At 71.3% G+C, this 22964-nt stretch carries 21 protein-coding genes and 7 tRNA genes; 8 read left to right on the top strand and 20 right to left on the bottom strand.

Annotated elements, in window-relative coordinates; translation table 11 throughout:
- Positions 1-2: 2 nt before the first annotated feature.
- From ABEB28_RS06185 to rpmB, 5 genes are read right to left on the bottom strand one after another with little or no spacing between them, the layout of a single operon-like run.
- Positions 3-980 (bottom strand): ABC transporter substrate-binding protein, encoded by a 978-nt coding sequence (locus tag ABEB28_RS06185; protein ID WP_345726993.1) that lies wholly within the window; start codon positions 978-980, stop codon positions 3-5.
- Positions 977-1771, bottom strand: coding sequence for an ABC transporter ATP-binding protein (locus ABEB28_RS06180; RefSeq protein WP_345727056.1), 795 nt, complete (start codon positions 1769-1771; stop codon positions 977-979). Before ABEB28_RS06180 ends, ABEB28_RS06185 begins: the two co-directional genes overlap by 4 nt.
- The gene (locus ABEB28_RS06175; protein WP_345726992.1) at positions 1771-2865 is read right to left on the bottom strand and encodes a FecCD family ABC transporter permease; all 1095 of its coding nucleotides are present in this window, start codon (positions 2863-2865) and stop codon (positions 1771-1773) included. The genes ABEB28_RS06180 and ABEB28_RS06175 overlap by 1 nt, the downstream gene beginning before the upstream one ends.
- A gap of 50 nt (positions 2866-2915) precedes the next feature.
- Positions 2916-3221, bottom strand: a complete 306-nt coding sequence (gene rpsN, locus ABEB28_RS06170) for a 30S ribosomal protein S14 (RefSeq protein ID WP_345726991.1) — start codon at positions 3219-3221, stop codon at positions 2916-2918.
- Positions 3221-3457, bottom strand: coding sequence for a 50S ribosomal protein L28 (rpmB, locus tag ABEB28_RS06165; protein WP_345726990.1), 237 nt, complete (start codon positions 3455-3457; stop codon positions 3221-3223). The genes rpsN and rpmB overlap by 1 nt, the downstream gene beginning before the upstream one ends.
- Positions 3458-3567: 110 nt before the next feature.
- Here rpmB and ABEB28_RS06160 point away from each other — a divergent pair, with 110 nt between their 5' ends.
- The 5 genes from ABEB28_RS06160 (at position 3568) to ABEB28_RS06140 (ending at position 7389) form a co-directional block, all read left to right on the top strand.
- On the top strand, positions 3568-3927 hold the full coding sequence (locus ABEB28_RS06160) for a (2Fe-2S) ferredoxin domain-containing protein (protein ID WP_345726989.1): 360 nt from the start codon (positions 3568-3570) through the stop codon (positions 3925-3927).
- Positions 3928-3952: 25 nt separating this feature from the next.
- On the top strand, positions 3953-5182 hold the full coding sequence (locus ABEB28_RS06155) for a CobW family GTP-binding protein (RefSeq protein WP_345726988.1): 1230 nt from the start codon (positions 3953-3955) through the stop codon (positions 5180-5182).
- Between the two features lie 231 nt (positions 5183-5413).
- Entirely contained in the window at positions 5414-6373 is a 960-nt protein-coding gene (locus ABEB28_RS06150; RefSeq protein ID WP_345726987.1) for a LacI family DNA-binding transcriptional regulator, read from the top strand.
- Between the two features lie 169 nt (positions 6374-6542).
- On the top strand, positions 6543-6677 hold the full coding sequence (locus tag ABEB28_RS06145) for a hypothetical protein (protein WP_345726986.1): 135 nt from the start codon (positions 6543-6545) through the stop codon (positions 6675-6677).
- Between the two features lie 226 nt (positions 6678-6903).
- Positions 6904-7389 carry an SRPBCC family protein gene (locus ABEB28_RS06140; RefSeq protein WP_345726985.1) on the top strand — a complete coding sequence of 162 codons (486 nt, stop codon included), beginning with the start codon at positions 6904-6906 and terminating at the stop codon, positions 7387-7389.
- 57 nt (positions 7390-7446) lie between these two features.
- On the opposite strand, the gene katG is transcribed toward ABEB28_RS06140, so the two are convergent.
- The 10 genes from katG to ABEB28_RS06090 all read right to left on the bottom strand — a co-directional run bounded on the left by katG (position 7447) and on the right by ABEB28_RS06090 (position 11877).
- A complete protein-coding gene (gene katG / locus ABEB28_RS06135; RefSeq protein ID WP_345726984.1) occupies positions 7447-9720 on the bottom strand; it encodes a catalase/peroxidase HPI in 2274 nt (757 codons plus the stop codon).
- Positions 9717-10169 (bottom strand): Fur family transcriptional regulator, encoded by a 453-nt coding sequence (locus tag ABEB28_RS06130; protein ID WP_345726983.1) that lies wholly within the window; start codon positions 10167-10169, stop codon positions 9717-9719. The genes katG and ABEB28_RS06130 overlap by 4 nt, the downstream gene beginning before the upstream one ends.
- Before the next feature lie 68 nt (positions 10170-10237).
- The gene (locus ABEB28_RS06125) at positions 10238-11200 is read right to left on the bottom strand and encodes a prenyltransferase/squalene oxidase repeat-containing protein (RefSeq protein ID WP_345726982.1); all 963 of its coding nucleotides are present in this window, start codon (positions 11198-11200) and stop codon (positions 10238-10240) included.
- 66 nt (positions 11201-11266) lie between these two features.
- Positions 11267-11339: transfer RNA gene (locus ABEB28_RS06120), tRNA-Arg, on the bottom strand.
- A gap of 39 nt (positions 11340-11378) precedes the next feature.
- Positions 11379-11452, bottom strand: a tRNA-Ile gene (locus ABEB28_RS06115).
- Positions 11453-11461: 9 nt separating this feature from the next.
- Positions 11462-11535, bottom strand: a tRNA-Leu gene (locus ABEB28_RS06110).
- 6 nt (positions 11536-11541) lie between these two features.
- Positions 11542-11613 (bottom strand) — tRNA-Phe (locus tag ABEB28_RS06105).
- Between the two features lie 6 nt (positions 11614-11619).
- Positions 11620-11692: transfer RNA gene (locus ABEB28_RS06100), tRNA-Arg, on the bottom strand.
- A 32-nt stretch (positions 11693-11724) separates the two neighbouring features.
- Positions 11725-11797, bottom strand: a tRNA-Ala gene (locus ABEB28_RS06095).
- Between the two features lie 4 nt (positions 11798-11801).
- A tRNA-Pro gene (locus ABEB28_RS06090) sits at positions 11802-11877 on the bottom strand.
- A 567-nt stretch (positions 11878-12444) separates the two neighbouring features.
- Between ABEB28_RS06090 and ABEB28_RS06085 the strand changes: the two genes are divergently transcribed.
- Complete coding sequence (locus tag ABEB28_RS06085) at positions 12445-14214, top strand: N-acyl-D-amino-acid deacylase family protein (protein ID WP_345726981.1); 1770 nt, start codon at positions 12445-12447, stop codon at positions 14212-14214.
- A gap of 10 nt (positions 14215-14224) precedes the next feature.
- Here ABEB28_RS06085 and ABEB28_RS06080 read toward each other — a convergent pair whose 3' ends face one another.
- The 5 genes from ABEB28_RS06080 to ABEB28_RS06060 form a co-directional block, all read right to left on the bottom strand.
- The gene (locus tag ABEB28_RS06080; protein WP_345726980.1) at positions 14225-15796 is read right to left on the bottom strand and encodes a methyl-accepting chemotaxis protein; all 1572 of its coding nucleotides are present in this window, start codon (positions 15794-15796) and stop codon (positions 14225-14227) included.
- 87 nt (positions 15797-15883) lie between these two features.
- Positions 15884-16663: an SGNH/GDSL hydrolase family protein gene (locus tag ABEB28_RS06075; RefSeq protein ID WP_345726979.1), complete on the bottom strand. Its 780-nt coding sequence runs from the start codon at positions 16661-16663 to the stop codon at positions 15884-15886.
- 83 nt (positions 16664-16746) lie between these two features.
- Complete coding sequence (locus tag ABEB28_RS06070; RefSeq protein ID WP_345726978.1) at positions 16747-19179, bottom strand: glycoside hydrolase family 2 TIM barrel-domain containing protein; 2433 nt, start codon at positions 19177-19179, stop codon at positions 16747-16749.
- An 88-nt stretch (positions 19180-19267) separates the two neighbouring features.
- Positions 19268-20686, bottom strand: a complete 1419-nt coding sequence (locus ABEB28_RS06065) for an MFS transporter (RefSeq protein WP_345726977.1) — start codon at positions 20684-20686, stop codon at positions 19268-19270.
- Positions 20683-21426, bottom strand: coding sequence for an SDR family NAD(P)-dependent oxidoreductase (locus ABEB28_RS06060; protein WP_345726976.1), 744 nt, complete (start codon positions 21424-21426; stop codon positions 20683-20685). The genes ABEB28_RS06065 and ABEB28_RS06060 overlap by 4 nt, the downstream gene beginning before the upstream one ends.
- A gap of 71 nt (positions 21427-21497) precedes the next feature.
- Here ABEB28_RS06060 and ABEB28_RS06055 point away from each other — a divergent pair, with 71 nt between their 5' ends.
- Together ABEB28_RS06055 and ABEB28_RS06050 are read left to right on the top strand one after the other, a co-directional pair.
- Positions 21498-22406 carry a LysR substrate-binding domain-containing protein gene (locus tag ABEB28_RS06055; protein ID WP_345726975.1) on the top strand — a complete coding sequence of 303 codons (909 nt, stop codon included), beginning with the start codon at positions 21498-21500 and terminating at the stop codon, positions 22404-22406.
- Positions 22407-22472: 66 nt separating this feature from the next.
- Positions 22473-22955, top strand: coding sequence for an SRPBCC family protein (locus tag ABEB28_RS06050; protein ID WP_345726974.1), 483 nt, complete (start codon positions 22473-22475; stop codon positions 22953-22955).
- Positions 22956-22964: the final 9 nt, after the last annotated feature.

The raw sequence follows: 22964 nt of genomic DNA, 5'->3' as shown, positions 1-22964 counted from the left end.
GGTCAGCTGCCGTACAGCTGGCCGGCGGTCTGCTCGATCAGCGCGACGATGTTGACGCCCCCACCGCTGATCTCGGCGTTGTTGATGCCGAACACCGTGCCGTTGCGCACGGCGGGCGTGGCGGCGAACGCGGACCGGGCGGCCTGCACCGCCGCGGCGTCGCCGTTCGGCTCGTCGTAGGCGACGAACAAGCCGTCGGGGGCCGAGGTGAGCACCTGTTCGGCGCTGACCTCGGCGAAGTTCTCGCCGATGCCGGCGAAGACGTTCGTCATCCCGGCGCCCTGCAGGATGGCGTTGTAGTAGGACCCGGAGAGCGCGTAGACCTTGCCGTCGTAGATCTGGACCAGAGCGACCTTAGCCTGCGGCGCGGAGCGGCGCCGGGCAGCCGCGGCGGTGACCCGGCGGGTCAGGTCGGCCACCACGGCGTCGGCCTTGTCGGGGACGCCGAAGATCGCGCCGAGGTTGCGCACGTCCTGGTAGACGACGTCGATCGTGGCCGGGGCCGGGTTCTTCAGGCAGTAGTTGCCGAGCACGTACGCGCGGCCGTCGAGGTCGGCGACGGTGGCGGTTCCCTCCTCGCCGGAGACCTGGTTCTCGTCGTTGGCGAGGAAGAGGTCGGGCGCGGCAGCGAGGACCGCCTCCCGCGCGGGCTGGAAGTCGGGCGAGACCTCCTTGGCGGTGAACCCGTCCGGCAGGCCGACGTTGCTGCCGCTGACGTAGCCGGTGACCCGGTCGGCGACGCCCAGCGCCTCCAGCGTGCGAATCGAGGTACCCCAGCCGAGGACGACCCGCCCGGGCGCCTTGTCGAACGTCGCCTCGTGCCCGCAGCTCTCCACGGTCACCGGGAAGCCTCCGGCCGGCGCGGTGGCCGCGGCGGCGGTGGTGTCCGGGTCCTCGCCGCTGCCGCAGGCCGCGACGAGCGCGAGCGCGGCGAGGCCGGCGGCCAGGCGGACGACGCGCGGCCGGAACGATCTGCTCATGTGAGCTCCTTCTCGGAAGAGGTCGGGACGAGCGGGCCGAACCCGAGGGTGGGCCGCCCGGTGATCGGGTTGGGGAGGACGACGGCGCTGACGCCGTAGACGTCGCGCACGAGGTCGGGTACCAGCACGTCGGCCACCGGGCCGGAGGCGACCACCCGGCCGGATTTCAGGACGTAGAGCGTGTCGCAGTAGGTCGCGGCCAGGTTGAGGTCGTGCAGGGCGGCCACCACGGTGACGCCCAGCCCGCGCAGCAGCTCCAGCAGCTCGATCTGGGCGCGGATGTCGAGGTGGTTCGTCGGCTCGTCGAGCACCAGGACCGGGGTCTGCTGGGCCAGCGCCCGCGCGACGAAGACCCGTTGCCGCTCGCCGCCGGAGAGCGTGCTCACCAGCCGGTCGGCGAAGTGCACCACCCCGGCGGTCGTCAGCGCCGAGTCGACGATCTCGTCGTCGACCGATGTGTGCCGGTCCAGGAGACCCTGGTGCGGGACCCGCCCGAGCTCGACCACCTCGCGGACGGTGAACTCGAAGTCCGTCGGGTCGTCCTGCACCACGACCGCCGTCCGCCGGGCCGCGTCCCGGGCGTTGAGATGCCAGACGTCGTCGTCCCCGACGTGCACGCTCCCGGCGTTCGGACGGAGCGCCCGGTAGACGGTGCGCAGCAACGTCGTCTTGCCGGAGCCGTTCGGACCCAGGAGCCCGACGAGCGTTCCCGGCTCCGCGGAGAGCACCGCGTCGGCGACGATGGTCGTGCCGGCGATCTCGACGGCCACCCCGTCCGCGTGTACCCGCATCACCGGGCCCTCCTGCCGGAGGTGCGCAACAGCCACAGGAAGAACGGGGCGCCGATCGCCGCGGTGACGATCCCGACCGGCAGCTCCACCGGCGCGCGGACCGTGCGCGCCAGCAGATCGGCGAGCGGAAGGAACACCGCGCCCAGCAGCACCGACGCGACGAGCACCCGGCGGTTCTCCGCACCGACCAGCAGCCGCGCCACGTGCGGAACGACCAGGCCGACGAAGAGGATGCCGCCGGAGACGGCGACCAAGGTCCCGGTGAGCAGCGCGACGACGACCATCAGCTGGAACTGGAACCGGCCGACCTGGATCCCGAGCGCCGAAGCCACGTCGACGCCGTTGACGAGCGCGTTCAGCCGCCTCCCGTGGAGCAGGAGCCAAACCGTGGCGAGGGAGACCACGATCGCGGGTAATGCGAGGTCACCCCAGCGCGCGCTGGCGACGCTGCCCAGGCTCCAGAACAGGACCCGGGTGACCTGGTTGGGCGTGGCGATCGTCTGTAGGAAGTACGTGAACGACGAGACGAGGTATCCCACGGCGACCCCGGCGAGGACCAGCCGCGTCGGCGGCCAGTGGCCGTCCTGCCGGCCGAGGACGAACGTCGCGGCGAAGGCGAGCAGCCCGCCCAAGAACGCCGCCACCGATAAGGAGAGCGCTCCGGTCACCGACGCGCCCGCCACGATCACCGTGACCGCGCCCAGGCTCGCGCCGGGGACGATCCCGATCAGATACGGGTCGCCCAGCGGGTTCCGGACGATCGCCTGGATCACCGCGCCCGCGACGGCCAGGCCCGCGCCCACTAGGACGGCGAGCAGCACCCGGGGTACGCGCGAGGTCCAGATGATCTGGTCGGCCACCGGGTCCACTGCCGACACCGGAAGACCGGCGTGGTCGGCGAGGGCGGCCACGACCGTGCCGGGTGAGATCGGCACCGCGCCGATCGCGATGCCGACGACACCCACCGCGACGACGCCGCCCGCGAGCCCGGCGCAGAGCCCCGCGAACCGGCGTCGATCCGCGAACGGCGGCCGGTGCCGAACGGGGCCGCGGCTCCCGGTGCCCACCGCCACGGTGGTCCCGCGCTTTCGCACCGCTCGTGTCACCTCGGGTGCAGAGCGTCCGATCCGGCGACCGGAGTCGCTCACCAGCTGGACTTGCTGATGCCGGGCAGCTCGCCGGCGTGGGCCATCTGCCGGAACCGCACCCGGGACAATCCGAACCTGCGGAGGTGCCCGCGCGGGCGCCCGTCGACGGCGTCGCGGTTGCGGACCCGCGTGCGGCTGGCGTCCCGCGGCTGACGCGCCAGCTCGGCCATCGCCGCCGCTCGCTCGTCGGACGTGCTCCGCGGATTGGCGATCACGCGCTTGAGCTCCGCGCGCCGCTCGGCGTAGCGGGCGACGACGACCCGCCGCTGTGCGTCCCGGGCGATCTTGCTCTTCTTGGCCATCAGACCTTCTCCCCCTTCGCCCGGAGCTCGGCGACCACCGACTCGATTCCGCGCCGGTCGACGGTCTTGATGCCCTTCGCACTGACCCGCAGCGTCACCCAGCGGTTCTCCGACCCCAGCCAGAACCGCTTGCGCTGCAGGTTCGGCTCCCACCGCCGCTTGGTCCGGCGATGCGAGTGCGACACCGCGTTCCCGAATCCCGGCGTCCGCCCGGTCACCTGGCAGCGGGCGCTCACCGGCGATCCCCCCGACGGCCGTACTCGATAATGGTTTTCATGTGCTCTACGGTAGGGCACAGCACCGCGAAGGCGCGACACACCCCCATCCCGGCGAAAGGACAGAGCCGATGCCATCGAGCGAACGGACTCGGACGACGACCGGCGCGGTGGTGGTCACCTGCGGCGGCCGCCGTTGCCAAGCACTGAGCGGCGGCAGCCCCGAGACGCTGCGCGCGGCGGTCCGGAACACCGCCGGCGCGGTGCTGATCCGCAGTCAGGGCTGTCTCGGCCCGTGCGTCTGGGCCCCGGTCGCGCTCGTCGCACCCCGGCAGGGAGCCGGTGGCCCACTCCTCGCCGCGACACTGCTCGGCCCGCTGCACCGCCCCGCCGACGTCGGCTCCCTCGCCGACTGGGTTCGCCAGGGCGGTCCGGACACCACCCCGGTGCCGCCCGACCTCCGCGCGCTCGTCCGACACGAACTCGGCTGACACTCCGATCCGGGAAGCACTCACGATGACCCACTCCCCACCCGACCACCGACCCGCCGTCACCGTGCTCAGCGGTTTCTCCCCGACCGCGACCAGCGCGGTCGCCCACCGCCTGCTCAGCGAGGATCCGAACCTGCTGTTGGTCGTTCACACCCTCGACGACCTCGCCGACGGCCGCGTCCGGCGCCTGGTGCGCACCGCCGCCGGCGTCGTCGAAGACGTCACCGTGGAACTCGTCCACGGCTGCGTCTCCTGCACCCTGCGCGAGGACGTCCTCCCGACGCTCGTCCGCCTCGCCCGGACCCACCCGCAGAGCGACCAGTTGCTCGCCCTGCCCCGCGCCGTCGAGCCGGAGGCGGTGGCCTCGGCCTGCGCCCATACGCTGCTGGACGGGCGACCGGTCACCGACGCGGTGCGCTTCGACTCGTACGTCACCGTCGTCGACGTCGATACCGTTCTGGACGGCCTCGACACCACCGACGACCTCCGCGATCGGGGCTTGCACGCCGCGCCCGACGACCACCGCGCCGTCGCCGACGTCGTCGCGCGCCAGATCGAGTACGCCGACACGCTCGTCAGCTGGGCGCGCCCCGAGTCCGATCCGCTCGAGCGGGTGCGCGTCGCCACCCTGCTGCGACGCCTCGCGCCGTGGGCCGTGCAGCTGGACGCGGACGCGCCGGACGTCCCGGCCGCGCTCCGGCGCACCGGCCGGCACGACCCGCAGAAGCCGGGAACGCTCGGCCGCGGGCAGGAGGGTTACCCGATCGGCGAGCACGACCCCACCCCCGACTGGGGTGTGACCGCGATGCTCTTCGAGGCCCGTCGGCCGTTCCACCCGCAGCGGCTCCACGACGCCCTCGAAGAACTCGCCGGCCGCACGCTCCGGGCCCGCGGTCAGCTGTGGATCGCCAGTCAGCCAGACACCGCGCTCGGCTTCGAGGCCGCCGGCGGCGGGATCGGCCTGGGCAGCCTCGGCTACTGGCTGGCGGCTCTCCCGCCGCGCGAGTGGGACGACGCCTCACCCAGCCGCCGGCTGACCGCCGACGCCACCTGGGACCCCTACTACGGCGACCGGCGCACCCAACTCGCGTTCGTCGGCCTCGATTCCGCCCCGGACGCGCTCACCACGATCCTGGCCGAGTGCCTGCTGACCGACGACGAACTCGCCGACGGTTGGGACGCGTGGAGCGCGCTCCCGGATCCGTTCGCCGGCTGCTTCGCCCTGCCCGAACCCACCACGGGGACCGCGCCCTGACGCGGTCAGTGGGCGAGTTCGTCGAGGCAGGGGCGTAGGACGTCCGCCCACGCCCGGTAGCCGGCACCGTTGAGGTGCAGCAGGTCCACGGTGCACTCACCGCTGAGTTCACCGTCCGGGGTGGCGAGGAGCGGCCAGTGATGCTGTCACCGTGGAAGACGATCGCTCCGGGCGCCGGTGGCAGCGCGCAGGCCACCGCAGTCGTTAACGCGCGTCAACTACGCTGTGTTCGTGACTGTGACGAGCACCGACGTCGCGAAGGCCGCCGGCGTCTCTCGGGCCGCCGTGAGCCAGATCCTGAACGGACGCGGCGAGCGTTTCGCCCCGGCCACCCGAGACCGCGTCCAGCAGATCGCACGGGAGCTCAACTACCAGCCGTCCGCGGCGGCCCGCACCCTCGCCCGGGGCGCGAGCGAGCTGGTCGTCGGGCTCCTCCCGCACACCACGTTCGGCGGTCACCTGCAGGACGTCGTCGACACCCTGACCGACGAGCTGTCCGCGGCCGGACTGACGCTGGTCCTGCGATTCTCCGACTCCTCGTCGCACTCCTTCGAGCGGCTGGTCCAGACGATGCGGCCGCTGGCCGTCGTCAGCATCACCCGGCTCCGCGACTCCGACCGGAGCCTCCTCACCGAGCTCGGCATCCGGCTGGTCGAGCCCCACCTCGACGCGCGCGAACCGGTCGACCACCGGATCGGCCGGATGCAGGCCGAGCACCTCGTCAGCCGGGGTTACACCCGGCTGGCCTACGCCCACCTGCGCGACCGGCGCGAGGACCCGTTCGGCCCGGCACGTGCGGACGGCGTCCGCGACGCCTGCCGGCAAGCGGGTCTGCCCGCGACCCCCATCCTGAACCTGGGGATCGACGCGGACGAGGCGCGCCGCGAGCTGAACCGGCTGGACCTGCCCCGCTACGCGATCGCCTGTTACAACGACGACGTCGCGATCGCGCTGCTCAGCGCGGCCCGGGAGGCGGGTCTGCGGGTGCCGGAGGACCTCGCGCTGATCGGGATGGACAACACCCCGATCAGCAACCTGGTGAGCCCGCGTCTGACGACGATCGAGACGGACATCCGCGGCGCCGGGCTACGTATGGCGCAGATGATCGTCCGCTCGGTGACCGGCGGCACCACCGAGGACGACTCCGACGAGCAGGTGCCGCTGCGGGTCGTCGAGCGCGCCACCACCTGAGCCGCCGCTGGCTACCGTCCGCCCGCGCCGGACGCCGCCCCAGCGCGCGAGTGTTCGGAAGCGAACGCTGCGGCCGTTTGCGGGCCGATCGAACCGCCGCCCGCTCAGCGCGAAGCTACTGACACACGGGGAACACGCCCCGGACCACAACTTCAGGAGGCTGGACGACATGAGCGGCTGCTACGACTACGACTACAACAACCACTGCAACGACTGGGACTACAACGACTGCTACAAGCCGCGCCGCCGTCGCCGCCACCACAAGAAGCGCTACAACGACTGCTGGGACTACAACCGCTACTGAGCCCCACCCCCAGTCACAGCGCCGCACCGGCCCGGAGTGCACACCGCACTCCGGGCCGCTGCTTGTTCCGGCCCTCGGGTCTCCGTAGGCGGGTATGGGCTTGTTATTTTGATGACCCGGCAGGGTTGTCCGCGGCGTTAACTGGATCACGTTGCCTGCGGCGGATTCGTCCGCCGCGCCACGATGACCGGTACCGGGGGTCCCGACCGCAAAGGAGCGGCCTGCCGTGCCCGAATCAGTGGAACAGCGCATCGCCACCACGCGCCGGATCGCCGCACCGGCGGACCGGATCTTCGCGGTGATCAGCGATCCCGACGGTCACGTCGCGATCGACGGGTCCGGGATGCTGATGGTCTCCCCCGACTCGCAGCGGCTCCGCGCGGTCGGCGACACGTTCATCATGAACATGGACCGGGAGCCGCTCGGCGACTTGCCGCTGGGCAAGTACACGGTGAAGAACACCGTTCTCCGCTTCGTCCCGGACGTGGAGCTCGCCTGGCAGCCGGGCTCGGTGGATCGGTCCCCGCTCGGCCACACCTACGGTTACCTGCTCGCGCCGGTCAGCGCGACCGCGACCGAGGTGACGTCGTACTGCGACTGGAGCGGCGTCCACCCCAAGTTGCTGGAGCGGCTGACCTGGCCGGTCGTTCCGCTCAGCGCGCTGGAGACGTCGCTCGACAACCTGCAGCGTCTCGTCGAGGCACCCGAGTAGCGGACGAGGCCGGTGGCCGGCTGGGCGATCGAGCGGGCTCGTCCGTCGGTATCGAAATCAGGCGATGTCGAACCGGTCGAGCTCCATGACCTTGGTCCAGGCCGCGACGAAGTCCGCCACGAACTTCTCGCGAGCGTCCTCGCTGGCGTAGACCTCGGCGAGGGCCCGCAGCTGCGAGTTGGAACCGAAGATGAGGTCGACCGCGGTGGCGGTCCACTTCACCTGGTCGGTCGCGACGTCGCGGATCTCGTACACGTTCTCCTCGGACTCCGACGCCTTCCACCGGGTGCCCGGCGAGAGCAGGTTGGCGAAGAAGTCGTTGGTCAGCACGCCCGGCCGGTCGGTCAGGACGCCGTGCCGGGAGCCGCCGACGTTGTTGCCGAGAGCGCGCAGACCGCCGATGAGCACGGTCATCTCGGGCGCGGTCAGATTCAGCATGTACGCACGGTCGACGAGGAGCACCTCGGGCTGGGTCTTCTCGCCGGAACGCAGGTAGTTGCGGAACCCGTCGGCACGCGGCTCGAGGACGCTGAACGACTCGATGTCGGTCTGGTCCTGCGAGGCGTCGGTGCGGCCCGGGCGGAACGGCACGGTCACCTCGACGCCGGCGTCGCGCGCCGCCTTCTCGACGGCGGCCGAGCCGGCCAGCACGATCAGGTCGGCGAGCGAGATCTTCGCGGCGCCGGCCGCGTTGAACTCCCGCTGGATGCCCTCGAGGGTCTGCAGAACCGTGGCGAGCTGCTCGGGCTGGTTGACCTCCCAGTTGCGCTGCGGCTCGAGGCGGATCCGCGCGCCGTTGGCGCCACCACGCTTGTCGGTGGCCCGGTAGGTCGCGGCCGACGCCCAGGCGGTGGAGACCAGCTGAGTGGCGGTGAGGCCGGACTCGAGGATCTTCGCCTTCAGGGAGGCGACGTCGCCCTCACCCACGAGCGGGTGGTCGGCGGCCGGCACCGGGTCCTGCCACAGCTGGGGCTCGGCGACCCACGGGCCGAGGAAGCGGCTGACCGGACCCATGTCGCGGTGCAGCAGCTTGTACCAGGCCTTGGCGAAGGCCAGCCGGAACTCCTCCGGGTTCTCCAGGAACCGGCGCGAGATCTTGTCGTACTCCGGGTCGAAGCGCAGCGACAGGTCCGTCGTGAGCATCGTCGGCTTGTACTTCTTCGACGGGTCGAACGGGTCCGGGATGATCTCCGGCGCGTCCTTCGCGACGTACTGCTTGGCGCCACCGGGGCTCGTGGTGAGCTCCCACTCGAAGCCGTACAGGATCTCGAAGAAGCGGTTGCTCCACTGCGTCGGCTTGTCGGTCCACGTCACCTCGAGACCGCTGGTGATCGTGTCCCCGCCCTTGCCGGTGCCGTGGGTGCTCAGCCAGCCGAGGCCCTGGTTCTCGATCGGGGCACCCTCGGGCTCCGGGCCCACGTGGTCGTCGGCGACGGCAGCGCCGTGGGTCTTGCCGAAGGTGTGTCCACCGGCGATGAGGGCGACGGTCTCCTCGTCGTTCATCGCCATCCGGCGGAACGTCTCGCGGATGAAGTGTGCAGCCGCGAGCGGGTCGGCGCTGCCGCGGGGACCCTCGGGGTTGACGTAGATGAGGCCCATCTCGGTCGCGCCGACGCCCTCGGCCATCGCCGAGTCGGAGACGTAGCGCTCGTCGCCGAGCCAGGTGTCCTCGGGGCCCCAGAAGATCTCCTCGGGCTCCCAGACGTCCTCGCGGCCGAAGCCGAAGCCGAACGTCTTGAAGCCCATCGACTCCAGGGCGACGTTACCGGCGAGCACGAGCAGGTCGGCCCAGGAGATCTTCTGGCCGTACTTCTGCTTGACCGGCCAGAGCAGGCGGCGGGCCTTGTCGAGGTTGGCGTTGTCCGGCCAGCTGTTGAGCGGCGCGAACCGCTGCCCGCCGTCGCCGGCGCCACCGCGACCGTCGTGGATGCGATAGGTGCCCGCGGCGTGCCAGCTCATCCGGATCATCAGGCCGCCGTAGTGGCCGAAGTCCGCCGGCCACCAGTCCTGCGAGGTGGTGAGCACCTCGGTGATGTCCCGCTTGAGCGCCTCGACGTCGAGCTTCTCGAACTCCTTGGCGTAGCTGAAGTCCGCACCGAGGGGGTTGACCTTGGACGAGTGAGCGTGCAGCACCCCGAGGTCGAGCTGGTTGGGCCACCAGTCGCGGATGGTGTGCGGACGGCCACCGGTCTTCGGGGTCGGCGAGTCGATCGCCGGGTTCTCGCTCTCGCTGCCGTGCGAGGTCACCGAATCGTGCGCGACCGGGCAGCCGGCCGCCGCCTTCTTGTCCACACCCTGCGCGCTGGCAGGGGTGTCCTGGGTGTCGCTCATCTGCTTCCTTCCGAACTGGGAGCTGACTGGGACGTACGTTCGGCCGCGCAGTCGGGGCAGGTGCCCCAGTAGACGACCTCCGCCTCGTCGACCACGAAACCGTGGTCGTCCGAGGGGTTGAGACAGGGGGCAGCACCGACCGCGCAGTCGACGTCGGCGATCGCACCGCAGGAGCGGCACACGATGTGGTGGTGATTGTCCGCCACGCGGGTCTCGTAACGCGCAGTCGCCCCGGCGGGCTCGATGCGCCGCACCAGGCCCGCGTCGGTGAGCGCACGCAGCACGTCGTACACCGCCTGGTGGGAGACCGTGGGGTGGACGTCGCGCACCAGGCCGATCACCGTGTCGGTATCGACGTGCGGGTGGTCACGCAGCGCGGCGAGCACGGCCAACCGAGGCCGCGTCACGCGCAACGAGACAGCCCGCAGCTGCGACTCGAAGTCGGACATCACCCGCTAAACATAGTGCACTTTTCTGGAACAGATCAAGTTTCTCCGGGTGATCGGCCCCACCGAGCTTATGAGTCCCACCAGGTGAGCACCCGTGCACCGAACAGCGTTAACCACTTCGACGCCGCCCCGTCCGCCACGTCGACGTCGAACCACACCTGCCCCGGCAGACGACGCCCCTGGAGCCAGGTGCCGTCCGGCCGGCGGGCGGCCCGGACCAGGTCGATCGCGTCCGCCATCCGCCGATCCGGCGGCGTGCCGTCGAGCAGCGCCGCCTCCCGGAGGTACTCCGCCGCGTTCAGCGCGCTGTAGAGCCAGCGGAACGGGTACGCGAAGTTGGCGACCCACGGAGCCACCGGCTCGCCCGTCGACAGCCGGCGGAACAGTTGCCGCTGGAGCAGGTACTCCTCGCCGCTGCGCCGGGCCGCGCGCGTCGCGTCCGTGCCACCGGTCGCGGTGTCGTAGGCGAGCAGCCCCTTCAGGGAGTTGAGCGTCGAGTGGAACGACGACCGCGTTGATCCCTCGACCCACTGGCAGTTCCAGCCGCCGTCGGGTAGCCGGTGCTCAACGAACCAGTCGGCGACGCCGTTGACGTCCACGCCCAGCCAGACGCCGTTCGCGAGGGTCCAGGCGTTGATGCAGCAGTCCACCTCGCCGCCCCAGTACGGCAGATCGTCGTACTCCCAGCGGCTGTTCTGCGCGAGCAGTTCGGCCGTGCGGCGCTCGCGGAGGACGGCGGCGTCCAGGCCCCACTCCCGGAGCGCGGTGAGCGACCACGTCGTCGCCGTCCACGGTTGCCCGACGCGCTCGACGTCGGCGAAGTCGAAGCCCGCGGGGAAGTACGCACCGCCCGCCCACTGCCCATCCGGGTCCTGGAGCGTCAGCAGGCGCGCACCGAAACCCTCGGTCGCGACTCGCGCCCGGGTCGCCCGCCACACCGACGGCGGTTCCTGCGCAAGGTCACGCTCGACCTGCCAGCGCAGGGCCGGATCCGCGTCGAGCAGCCACGACAGCAGCGTCCCGCTCACCATCGAGCGACCTTATCCCTGGTGGGAACTCCACGGTGGATGGCGCGCGTGAGACCGTCGGTTCCTGAGTGCCCTCGGCTGGATTCGAACCAGCGACCTCCAGGTTCGGAACCTGGCGCTCTCTCCGCTGAGCTACGGGGGCGGTACTGGCGGGCGCACACGGGCGGCGAGCCTGCTTGCGTGTCGTCGGCAGGAATTGAACCTACGGCCTCCGAGGTATCAGCTCGGCGCTCTCACCTACTGAGCTACGACGACCTTGCTGCGTACCCCGGGCGGGATTCGAGCCCGCACTGGACCCGGTTTGAGCGGGCCGCCTCTGCCGATTGGGCTACCAGGGTGCGTCGTGCCTTCCGCCGGAGTCGAACCGACACCTCGCGGGCTTCAACCGCGTGCTCTACCACCTGAGCTTGGAAGGCGAGAAGTGTCCCTGGACGGATTCGAACCGCCGACCCCCGGATTCGTAGTCCGGTGCTCTCTCCGCTGAGCTACAGGAACAGGGTGCGGGAGCCATGACAGTGCTCCCGCCGTGGACCTGGACGGATTCGAACCGTCGACCTCCGGTGTGCCACACCGGCGCGCTACCTGCTGCGCCACAAGCCCGGGATGGTCTGGAGCCCCGGAGTCGAACCGGGTGGTCTTCCGCTTCCAAAGCGGACGGGTTGCCGTCTCCCTCGCTCCAGATGTGCCATCCACTGTGAAGTTCTCAATGATCACGACCGCCCCGAATACCCGGGGGCACTACACGACGAAGAATTGTCCGGGCAGCACAGAGAAGCAATTGGCGGAAACAAAAAGCCGCCCTTTCCCGACTGGGAGGGCGGCGAAAGCGAGGCGCTGGTCGCGCTAGCGTCGCCACCGTCCCCGGCGGGCATCGTTCTCGAAAATGACCTGGTCGGAGGGTCGCTCGACGCATGAGGCACCCTCGCCGCGCGGCAGGGAGCGCCGCGGTGCGCGCGAGGTGTGTCGCAACATGTCGGCCTCCGGATTCCGTGTCGGTGCTTCGTTGGTGTTCACCGTAGGGGCAGATTTCTCCGCCGCCAACTCAATTATGCGGACGGACGACACGCTGAACAACAGCCATTTCCCGCTATCCGCCTCCGTCGCGCGCACACACCCGCCCCGTTGACAAGAACTAGAATCGCCTTTCATAATCGGCGCTCTGCGCCGGGCGACGCCGGGCACTGCGCTCGCCCCACCGCGAGGCACTTCGCCACACCGGAGTTCAACGACGCAACCGGGAGGACGACATGCTCGATTCGACGATCGTCGGCGGAACGGTGGTGGACGGGACCGGCACCGCACCGTTCCGCGCGGACCTCGCGATCAAAGACGGCCGCATCGTCGAGGTACGGCGCGTCGAGGGTGACTCCCCCGGGCTGGAGACCGAAGCCGCCACCACGATCGACGCCACCGGGATGGTGGTGACGCCCGGCTTCGTCGACATCCACACCCACTACGACGGCCAGGTCACCTGGGACGCGACGCTCGAACCGTCGAGCTGCCACGGCGTCACGACCGTCGTGTCGGGCAACTGCGGAGTCGGCTTCGCGCCCGTCCGGCCCGGTCGGGAAGAGTGGCTGATCGCGCTGATGGAGGGTGTCGAAGACATCCCCGGCTCCGCGCTCACCGAGGGCATGACCTGGGGCTGGGAATCGTTCCCCGAGTACCTCGACACGCTCGCCGACCGGGAGCTGGCCGTCGACTTCGGCGTGCAGATCGCCCACGGCCCGCTCCGGGCGTACGTGATGGGCGAGCGCGGCGCCCGCAACGAGCCCGCGACCCCGGACGAGATCGCGGCGATGGGGCGCCTGGTGGAGGAGGCGGTCCAAGCCGGCGCGCTCGGATTCTCGACGTCGCGCACGGTCGCGCACCGCGCGATGGACGGCGAGCCGGTGCCCGGTACGTTCGCCGCCGAGGACGAACTGTTCGGGCTCGGCCGAGCGATGGCCCGCGGCGGACAGGCCGTGTTCGAGCTCGCTCCCACCGGCGCCGCCGGCGAGGACATCGTCGCTCCGCTACGGGAGCTGGACTGGATGCGCCGGCTGGCCACCGAGATCGATCGGCCGGTCTCCTTCGCCTTGGTGCAGGTCGACGCCGCCCCGGACCAGTGGCGCGAGCTGATGGAGGCCTCGGCGGCGGCGTTCGAGGCGGGCGCCGCGCTCTACCCCCAGATCGCGGCGCGCCCGTTCGGAATGCTGATCGGGTTCGCCGGACACCACGCTTTCACCCACCGCCCGACGTTCCGCGGCCTCGCGCACCTCTCGCCGGCCGAGCGCGGTCACGAACTGGCGGAACCCGCCGTGCGGCGCGCGATCCTCACCGAGGACGACCTGCCCCTCGACCCGTCGAAACAGTTCGACGGGATGAAGGACCTGGTGCAGGGCTCACTCAGCCGGATCTATCGGCTGGGCAACCCGCCCGACTACGAACCGACCGCGGAGCGCACCGTGGCGGCGATCGCGGAGCAGCGCGGTGTCGGCGGTCTCGAGGCCCTCTACGACCTGATGCTGGAGAGCGTCGACGGAGAGCCCGCGACGTCGATGTTGTTCTTCCCGTTCTTCAACTACTCGCACAGCAATCACGACGCGATCTACGAGATGCTGACCCACCCGGCCGGCGTCTCCGGGCTCTCCGACGGCGGCGCCCACTGCGGGCTGATCTGCGACGCGTCCTACCCGACGTTCCTGCTGACGCACTGGACCCGCGACCGCACCCGCGGCCAGCGGCTGCCACTCGAGTACGTCGTCAAGAAGCAGACCGCGGACACCGCGGCGTTGTTCGGGCTCGGTGACCGCGGTGTGCTCGCGCCGGGCAAGCGGGCCGACGTCAACGTGATCGACCTGGAGCGGCTGACCCTGCAGATGCCGCAGATGGCCTACGACCTGCCGGCCGGCGGTCGGCGGCTGATCCAGGCTGCGTCGGGTTACGTCGCCACGATGGTCAACGGGGTGCTGACCCGCCGGGACGGTGCGGACACGGGCGCCCGCCCCGGACGCCTGCTCCGCGGCGCGCGCTGACCTCGTTCGCTCACACGCGGAACCGAGCGACGATGCCCTGGAGGTCGTGGGACATCCGGGCGAGCTCCTCCGCGGAGCGCCGGGTGTCCGCGACCGTGATGCTGGTGGTCCGGGCCGCGGCCGCGACCCCACCGATGTTGTCGGCGATGCTGACGGCTCCGGTGGACGCCTCGGCGATGCTCCGGCTCATCTCCTGCGTGGTGGCCGTCTGCTCCTCGACGGCGCTGGCGATCGTCATCTGGTAGTCGTTGATCTGGGCGATGATCCCGGAGATCTGTTCGATCGCCGCGACGGCGGAGTCGGTGTCGGCCTGGATCGCCTCGACGCGCTTGGAGATGTTCTCGGTCGCCGCCGCGGTCTCCTGTGCCAGGTCTTTGACCTCGTTGGCGACGACGGCGAAGCCCTTGCCCGCTTCGCCGGCGCGCGCCGCCTCGATCGTCGCGTTCAGCGCCAGCAGGTTCGTCTGCTCGGCGATCGACGTGATGACCTTGACGACGTTGCCGATCTCGGCGGAGGACTCGCCGAGCTTGGCGACCGTGGCGTTGGTCGCGGCCGCGGCGGTGACCGCCCGCGAGGCGACCCCGGCGGCGTCGTTGGCCGACTGGGAGATCTCCCGGATCGCCGACCCCATCTCGTCCGTGCCGGCCGCGGCCGTCTGCACGTTCCGGGAGACCTCTTCGGACGCGGCGGTCAGCACGCCGGTCTGGGCGGAGGTCTCCTCGGCGTTGGACGCGATCGCCTCCGCCGAGCCGGAGAGCTGCTGGGAGCTGTCGGCCAGCGCGCGGGCGGAGTCGGCCAGCGCGGTCACCGTGGAGCGGATCGACGCGGTCGCGCGGTTCACCGCTCGGGCCATCGTCCCGACCTCGTCCGTGCCGGTCTCGTCGGCGTGCCGGGTGAGGTCACCGTCGGCGACCGCGTCCAGGACCTGCTGGACGCCGGAGAGCCGCCGGGCGACGCTGCGGCCGACCGCGAAGGCGACGGCGAGCGCGACCACCAGGCCGAGCACGATCAGCACACCGATCAGCGTCTTCGCGCCGTTGGCCTCGGTGTGCGCCGAGCTACCCGCGTCCGACGCCTGGGTGCGCTCCAACTCGGTGAGCTGGTCCAGCGCCGCGTTCATCGTCTCCTCGGCAGCGGTCCAGGCCGCGCTCTGCGCCTGGATCCCGGTGGGCACGGTGACGTCGGCCGGCGGCTGGTCCTGGAAGATCAACAGGTTGACCAGCGCCTTGTACTGCGTCCACGACTCGCTGAACGTCTGCGTCCGGGTCTTCCACACCGAAGACGGGTCGGGTGTGGCCATGTACGCGGACCACGCCTCGTCCACCGCCGCTTGACCGGCCTTCGCTTGGGTCTCCGCGCCCGGCTGGGCGGCGGCGGGACTGACCCGGTGAACGAACAACCCGCGGTAGGAGTCCGAGAGCCCGCCCCGGACCTCGACCAGGTTGTTCAGCCTGGAGATGTTGCTGTTCTTGATGTGCTGGATGCGGTCGTCGAGGCTCCCCAGCCGCGTCCACGCCAGCCCGCCGATGATCAGCATGACGACCGCGACCACGGTCACCGTGAGGACGATCTTCGTGCCCACCCGTAGATTCGCCAACCCAGCGCCCATTGCTCCCCCAGCACAGATGTGGTCCGCGCCTGTCGACGGCGGACCTCACCTCGCCATCGGTCACGGCCCGACGAACCTGAGCAGTTCGTCGGCGATCGCCCGCATTCCGGCGGCGTTCGGATGGAAGGACGACGTCGCGCCCCGCCGGCCCGCGACGAAGCCGTTGACCCAGGGCTCCGGCGACCCCACCCCGTGCCCGGCGCTGAGCACGGACGCTTTGACGAGGTCCGCGCCGGTGGCCTGGGCCGCGACCGCGAACGCGCCGTCCACGCGGCGGCCCAGCGCACGCAGGGCTTTGCGCTCGGCGTCGCTGAACGGCGCGTCCGATCCGAGCGGCGTCTTCTCCTCCAGCACCGTGAGGTAGTCCACCAGGACGACCCGGGCGCCCGGTGCCCGGGTGCGGACCGCCTCCACCACCCGGCGCAGCCCGTCGACGGCCAGGTCCGGGTCGAGCACCGGCACCGGACGCCGCCCCAGCACGTTCCCGAGCGGACGCGTCCACCACCGGCCCCGCAGCGTGTTCGCCCACGCCAGCCGGAGCATCGTCCCGAGGTACTGCAGGTCGTTACCGCCGGCGGTGACCGTCACCAGGTCGGCGTCGTCCGGGACACCGGAGAGCTGCGGCGGGAACGTCGTCCGGTAAGCACGCTGCGGCTGGTCGAGGATCGTCGCGGTCGTGGCACCGGAGACCGTGAGATCCGTGAGCCGCGCACCGAGCGCCTCCGCGAGGAGGTGGGCGTAGTTGTTCCCGGAGCGGCCCGCCGCCGCGTCGACGACCGGCGGGATCCCCGGCCCCGCCGCGAACGAACTGCCCAGCGCGACCACGTGTCGGTACGACATCCCTCACCTCTCGTCGTGCGCCGCCCGGCGTCCGCAGCGCGCGTTCCCCCGATCCTGCCGGACGGGTGAGGCGGCCCTCGCGGTCACTCGGCGACGAGCGGGACGACGACGTCGGCGCAGCCCTCGGCGCTGACGCGGATCGTGATCTCCCCCGGTGCGGTGGGACGGACGATCGCGAGCGCGCGACCGTCGTAGGTGCGCGTCTCCGGCGACCGGAACGGGCGCTCGACGCGCGGATCGGCGCTGCCCAGGCCCTGCAGCACCGCCGGGCCGTCCACGGTGATCCGCACGGTGCGGTCGGCGCCGGTGTACGGGGTGCCGTGCGCGTCGGTGAGCGTGAGGTCGACGTACGCGAGGTCCCGGTGGTCCGCGCGGACGGACGCGCGGTCGGCCGCGGCCCGGAGTACCACCGCGCCGGTCGCCGAGGACAGCGCGCAACGACCGGTCTCCTCCCCGCCGCGGTACGCGACCGCGACCAGGTCACCGGGCTCGTAGGTCGTCTCGAACTCGGCCCGGAACCGGTTCTTCTCCCCCACCGGTACCCGGCCGAGCGAGCGGCCGTTGAGCTGCAGCTCGACCTGCTCGGCGTCGCTGTAGACCTCGACGACGACCGGCTTGCCCTCGGCGCCGGGCCACGTCCACGACGGGATGCTGTCGCTCCACGCCCAGGGCGTACCGGCGAACGTCGTGCCGTGGTGCTCGGGACGCTGGACGGCGAGGTACGGCTCGGCGCGCAGGCCGAACACGATCTCCCGGTAGTACGACACCGGACGCCGGTGGCCGGTGATGTCGATGTCCCCGGCGTCGGCGGTGAGCCACGGGTAGGGGGCGGCCAGCGAGGCGGGCGCGACGGCGTCCGGCGTCGTGTACTGGGGTCGGCCGATCCCGACCTCACCGAGGTAGTCCCACCCGGTCCAGGTGAAGTCGCCGAGCACGTGGGCGTGATCGGTCACGAGGCGCCAGTTGGTGTCGATCCGGGTCGGGAACGTCTCGGTGCCGACGATGATCCGGTTCGGGAACAGTTCCTGGTCGGACGCGTAGCGGCCGTCCATGTAGTTCATTCCGGCGACGTCGAGCACGCCGAACGCCTCCGCGGTCTTGGACGTGACGAGGTCGGAGCCGCCGAGCATGTTCATGATGTCGCCGAGCTGCGTCATCATCGTGTTGATGCCGCCCCCGGCGCTGTCGGTGTTCTCCGCCCCGCTCTGCATCATGGCCCGGACCTCGTCCATCACCGCGAGCATGCCGTTGACGCCGTTCGTGACGTACCGCGTCGGGTCCAGCGCGCGGACCTTCTCCGCGATCTGCCGACCGAGCAGCGCCCCGGTCGGGGATCCGTTCTCCGGGATCTCGTTGCCGATCGAGTACAGGATGACGCTGGGGTGGTTGTAGTCCTTGGCCACCATCGCCTCGACGTCGCGCTCCCACCACTCCGGGAAGTCCAGCGCGTAGTCGTACGGGTTCTTGTTCGACGTCCACATGTCGAACGTCTCGTCCATCACCAGCATCCCGAACCGGTCACAGGCTTCGAGCATCGCCCGGCTCAGCGGATGGTGGGAGCTGCGGACCGCGTTGAACCCGGCCGCCCGGAGGATCTGCACCCGACGCTCCTCGGCCCGGCCGATCGTCGCCGCGCCCAGCACCCCGTTGTCGTGGTGCACGCAGGCACCCCGCAGCTTCACGGGCTGACCGTTGATCCGCAGCCCTCGCTCGGGGTCCAGCTGCAGCGACCGGATCCCGAACGTCGTCGTCTGCGCGTCCCCACCGTCCAGCGTGGTGAGGCAGGTGTGGAGCGTCGGCGACTCCGGGCTCCAGAGCGCCGGCCGGTGGACGAGGAGCCGGTGCCGGGCGACCGCCGAACCGCCGGGGCCGACCGTGACCGGCGTCGTGCCCGACGCGACCGAGCGCCCGTCCGGCCCGGACAGGTCAACCGAGAGCGTGACCGTGCGCAGCTCTCGGGTGTCGTTCTCCACGACCACCGCCACCTCGACGACGGCCGCGTCGGCGTCGATGTCCGGGGTGGTGACGCGGACGCCGTCCAGGGCGATGTGGACCGGATCGCCGACGACCAGCCAGGCGTCGCGGTAGATACCGATCCCCGAGTACCAGCGCGAGTCCTGTCCGGCGCGCGCCTCGACCCGAATCTCGTTCTCCTGCCCGTAACGCAGGAACTGGCCGACGTCGAGAACGAACTGCGAGTACCCGTACGGACGCTGTCCGGCGTAGGCGCCGTTGACGTACACCATCGCCGAGCGGTAGACGCCCTCGAACTCGACGAGCACCCGCTTGCCGCGGTCGGCTTCCGGGACCGAAAACGTCTTGCGGTACTCGAACACCCCGCCCGGGAAGTAGGCGGTCGCCCCGCGCTCGGGGTCACTGCCGTCGCGATCCTGTTCCAGCATCGCGTCGTGCGGCAGTGTCACCGGCCGCCAGGCCGCGGTGCGTCCGCCCAGCTCGGCGAACGGGTTGCTCTTCGGCCGGGTCTCCCAGCCGCTGTTGAACGAGGTACGAATCATCCGAGGTGGCATCCAGTCCGTGAGGGGCGGCGCTCAGCGGCGCGGTTACGCGCGTTACGTGAGGGTGAGCGCCACGGTGCCATACGTGTTAACGCGCGTCAACAGCCTCCCGCGAGGCCCCTCTCGGCCGTCTCAGCGTCGTCGTCAGACCGGTGACGACCACGACGGCCGCGCCTCCCATCGCGACGAGCGCTCCGAGCCGCAGTCCGTCACCGTAGGCCGCGGCCAAGGCGTCCGGTCGGCTCGCACTCGCCGCCGTGACACCGACGAGCGCGGCGACACCGACGGCGGTTCCGAGCTGCTGCCCGGTGTTGAGGAGGCCCGACGCCAGCCCTTGGTCGGCCGTCGCGAGGCCCGCCGCGCCGTCGATCGTCGCGCCGACGAACGCGACGCCGAGCCCGAACCCGAACAGCAGCAGGCCGGGCAGCAGGTCACCGGGGTACCAGCCGTCGACCGGAAGGCGGCTCAGCAGGAGTTGGGCGGCCGCGACGAAAAGCAGGCCCCCGACGGTCAGCCCGCCCGGCCGAATCCGGCCGGCCAGCCGCGCGGCGATAGTGCTGCCCGCGAACGCCATCGCCGCACTCGGCGCGATCGCCGCCCCGGTGGCGGTGGCGCCGAGGTCGAGGACTCGCTGCAGGTACAGGACGAGGAAGAAGCACTGGCTGCTGACGACGGCCAGCAGGCATCCCAGCGTCACCGCTGCGAGCGGCACCGGACCCGTGGTGAGAGCCGACAGCGGGATCAGCGGGTCGCGGGCGCGGCGCTCGACGAGAACGAACCCCCCGATCAGGACGGCAGCGGCGGTGAACAGGGCGAGCGTCCCTCCGCCCGTCCACCCGTCAGCCGGGCCGCGCGCCAGCGCGAGGACGAGCGCTGCGGTGCCGAGCGTCACCGTAACGGCGCCCAGGACGTCCGGGCGAGCCGTGCCCCGCGCCCTGGATCGGCGTCCGGCCGGCAGTAACCGGCCGGCGAGCGCGACCGCGAGCACACCCGGCGGCACGTTGACCGCGAAAACCGCACCCCAGCCGGCGAGGTCGGTGAGGACACCCCCGGCGATCAGCCCGGCCGCGGCCCCGGACGCCCCCATCGCGCTCCACAGCCCCAGTGCCCGGTTGCGGCCGGGACCTTCGCCGTAGAGATCGAGCACCAGCGCGAACGCGGCTGCGGAGACGAATGCGGCACCGACCCCCTGCGCGGCCCGGCCCGCCAGGAGCCAGGGCATCGTCGGCGCGATCGCGCACACCGCCGACGCCGCCGTGAACGTCGCGGCACCGGCGGCGAACGTCTGGCGGCGACCCACCAGATCCCCGATCCGGCCGGCTAGGAGGAGCAGCCCGCCGAACGTCACCGCGTACAGCGTGACGACGTACTGAAGGGTGCGCTCGTCCCCGCCGAGGTCGGCACGGACGTCGTCGAGTGCCACGGTGGTGATCGTGCTGTCCAGAATGACGATGAACTGCACCGAGGCGAGGAGGGCGAGGGCGGCCCGCCTGCGCGCCTCGGTCACGCGGTCAGCCCGCCGTCGAGCGGCACGATGACCCCGTTGAGGTAGTCCGCGCCGGGTCCGGCCAGGAAGGTGACGACCGCGGCGACGTCGGCCGCTGTCGCCAGCCGCCGCGCGGGAATCGTCGGGAGCACGGCGTGCTCGATGTCGAGGAACTCCTGGACCGGCGCGGACATCGGGCCGTCGACGACGATGCCCGGATTGACCGCGTTGGCCCGGACGCCGTCCGGACCGTGTTCGAGCGCCCAGGATTTGGTCAGGTTGTCCAGTGCGGCCTTGGAGGAGTTGTAGATCGCCGCACCGGCATACGACTTGACCGTTCCGATCGAGCTGATGTTGACGATCCGGCCGGCGCCGGACGCGATCAGGGACGGCAGTGCGGCCTGGGTGAGGAAGAACGCGGCCTTGTAGTTGAGCGCGACGATCCGGTCGAAGTCTTCCTCCGCGCCCTCCAGCGCCGGGCCGGCGGCGTGCGCGGCCGCGTTGTTGACGAGGATGTCGAGCCGGCCGAAGAGGGCGAGGGTGGCGTCGAGGATCGACTGGTGGGTCTCCCGGCGGGTGAGATCGGCCGCGACGAACAGACCTCGGTTCAGTTCTTTGACGACGGTCGCGCCGGCCTCCGCGTTCCGGCCGACGACGGTGACGGCGGCGCCCGCCGCGGCGAGAGTGCGGGCGATCTCCGCGCCGATGCCACCGGTCGCGCCGGTGACGAGAGCAACCTTGCCGTCCAGGGATGTGGTCATGGGACCGACGCTAGGTATCCGAAGTTCGTAACGTCAAAGACTGATCTTCGACAGGTTGATAAGTTGAATGCATGAAGTTCGACCTGCGCCACCTGGAAGCGTTCGTCGCCGTCGCCGACGAGCTGCACTTCGGGCGGGCCGCCGCTCGCCTCCGTATCGCCCAGCCCGCGCTGTCGCAGCAGATCCTGCGCCTGGAGGCCGCCCTCGGCGTCGACCTGCTCGTCCGGGAGCGACGCCGGACCGCGCTGAGCCCGGTCGGGGAGCTGTTCCTCGTGGAGGCCCGGCGGACGCTGGAGCAGGCGCGGGCGACCGAGGTGATCGCCGAACGCGCCCGGCGGGGGCACGTGGGCCGGCTCCGCGTCGGATACCACCCGACCGCCTCCTCGCAGCCGTTCCTCACCGCGCTGGCCGCGTTCGAGCGCGAGGCGCCGGACGTCGAACTGTCCCTGCGCGAACTACCGATGGGCGTGCTCGGCCAGCCACTGCGTGACGACGTCGTCGACGTCGCGTTCCTCAGCACGCTCGGCGCCGTCGACTGCGGCCCGACGGAGCTGCGCATGCGAACGCTCTCGACCGAGCCGTTCGTCGTCGCCACGCCCGCCGGGGACGCGCTGGCGTCCGGATCCGACGTGGCGCTCGCCGCGCTCGGGGAGCGCACGCTCGTCCTCCTCGAGCGCACGGTGTGCGAGTACTGGCACGACGACCTCGTCGCGATGTGCGGGCGGGGCGGCTACGCGCCCGGTGCGGTGCGCTACACCGGGGAACTCGGGACGCAGCTCACGCTGGTGGCGGCCGGGCTCGGGATCGCGCTGGTCCAGGAGTCCACCCGGCTGCTGCGCTCGGACGGGCTCGCCTACGTACCGCTGGCGGACGCCGATCGCACCGTCGTGTCGGCCGCCATGTGGCGCGCGGACGACACGTCACCGGTGCTGGCGCGCTTCCTCGAGCTACTCCCCGGGCGCGAGGCCACGAGCAACTGATCGCCTCCGCCGAGCACCGGCCACCCGTAGGGTCGGGTCACCGCTCACGAGGACGGAGAGGGACCCATGTCGACTTCGGCGCCGCTCCCCCTGCAGGACGGCGAGACGATCACCGCGTCGACCGTCGTCCGGCGCGCACCCGAGGAGGTGTACGCGCTCGTCACGGACGTCACCCGAATCCCGGAGTGGAGCCCCGAGTGCGTCCGCTGCGAGTGGCTGGACGAGCATCGCTTCAAGGGCTGGAACCGCCGCGCGCTGGCCCGCTGGTCCACGGTGGCGACCGTGGTGAACCGTGAGCCGGACCGCGAGTTCTCGTTCGTCGTCAGGCTCGGGTGGCGCGAGTTCACCGAGTGGACCTACCGCACCGACCCCGGCCCGGAGCCGGACACGACGCAGCTCACCGAGACGTTCCGGATGCGCATGCCGCTTCCCCGAGCCGTGCTCTGGTACGAGCGCCTGATGCTGCGCGTCCGCGACCGCCGCACGGATCTGCAGCAGAACCTCGAGCAGTCCCTCGAGCGCATCCGCGCGCTCGCCGAGAACCAGTAGCAGGTTCCC

The sequence above is a fragment of the Cryptosporangium minutisporangium genome (assembly GCF_039536245.1).
GTDB classification, from domain to species: Bacteria; Actinomycetota; Actinomycetes; order Mycobacteriales; family Cryptosporangiaceae; genus Cryptosporangium; species Cryptosporangium minutisporangium.
This window is presented reverse-complemented; position numbering and strand designations above follow the sequence as displayed.

Coding starts and splice junctions, on each gene's coding strand:
- ABEB28_RS06050 (WP_345726974.1), top strand. CDS start 22,473: ATGTCGACTTCGGCGCCGCTCCCCCTGCAGGACGGCGAGACGATCACC.
- ABEB28_RS06155 (WP_345726988.1), top strand. CDS start 3,953: ATGACCCACTCCCCACCCGACCACCGACCCGCCGTCACCGTGCTCAGC.
- ABEB28_RS06060 (WP_345726976.1), bottom strand. CDS start 21,426: ATGACCACATCCCTGGACGGCAAGGTTGCTCTCGTCACCGGCGCGACC.
- ABEB28_RS06055 (WP_345726975.1), top strand. CDS start 21,498: ATGAAGTTCGACCTGCGCCACCTGGAAGCGTTCGTCGCCGTCGCCGAC.
- ABEB28_RS06130 (WP_345726983.1), bottom strand. CDS start 10,169: ATGTCCGACTTCGAGTCGCAGCTGCGGGCTGTCTCGTTGCGCGTGACG.
- rpsN (WP_345726991.1), bottom strand. CDS start 3,221: ATGGCCAAGAAGAGCAAGATCGCCCGGGACGCACAGCGGCGGGTCGTC.
- ABEB28_RS06145 (WP_345726986.1), top strand. CDS start 6,543: ATGAGCGGCTGCTACGACTACGACTACAACAACCACTGCAACGACTGG.
- ABEB28_RS06075 (WP_345726979.1), bottom strand. CDS start 16,663: ATGTCGTACCGACACGTGGTCGCGCTGGGCAGTTCGTTCGCGGCGGGG.
- ABEB28_RS06160 (WP_345726989.1), top strand. CDS start 3,568: ATGCCATCGAGCGAACGGACTCGGACGACGACCGGCGCGGTGGTGGTC.
- ABEB28_RS06185 (WP_345726993.1), bottom strand. CDS start 980: ATGAGCAGATCGTTCCGGCCGCGCGTCGTCCGCCTGGCCGCCGGCCTC.
- ABEB28_RS06180 (WP_345727056.1), bottom strand. CDS start 1,771: ATGCGGGTACACGCGGACGGGGTGGCCGTCGAGATCGCCGGCACGACC.
- ABEB28_RS06085 (WP_345726981.1), top strand. CDS start 12,445: ATGCTCGATTCGACGATCGTCGGCGGAACGGTGGTGGACGGGACCGGC.
- ABEB28_RS06070 (WP_345726978.1), bottom strand. CDS start 19,179: ATGATTCGTACCTCGTTCAACAGCGGCTGGGAGACCCGGCCGAAGAGC.
- ABEB28_RS06125 (WP_345726982.1), bottom strand. CDS start 11,200: ATGGTGAGCGGGACGCTGCTGTCGTGGCTGCTCGACGCGGATCCGGCC.
- katG (WP_345726984.1), bottom strand. CDS start 9,720: ATGAGCGACACCCAGGACACCCCTGCCAGCGCGCAGGGTGTGGACAAG.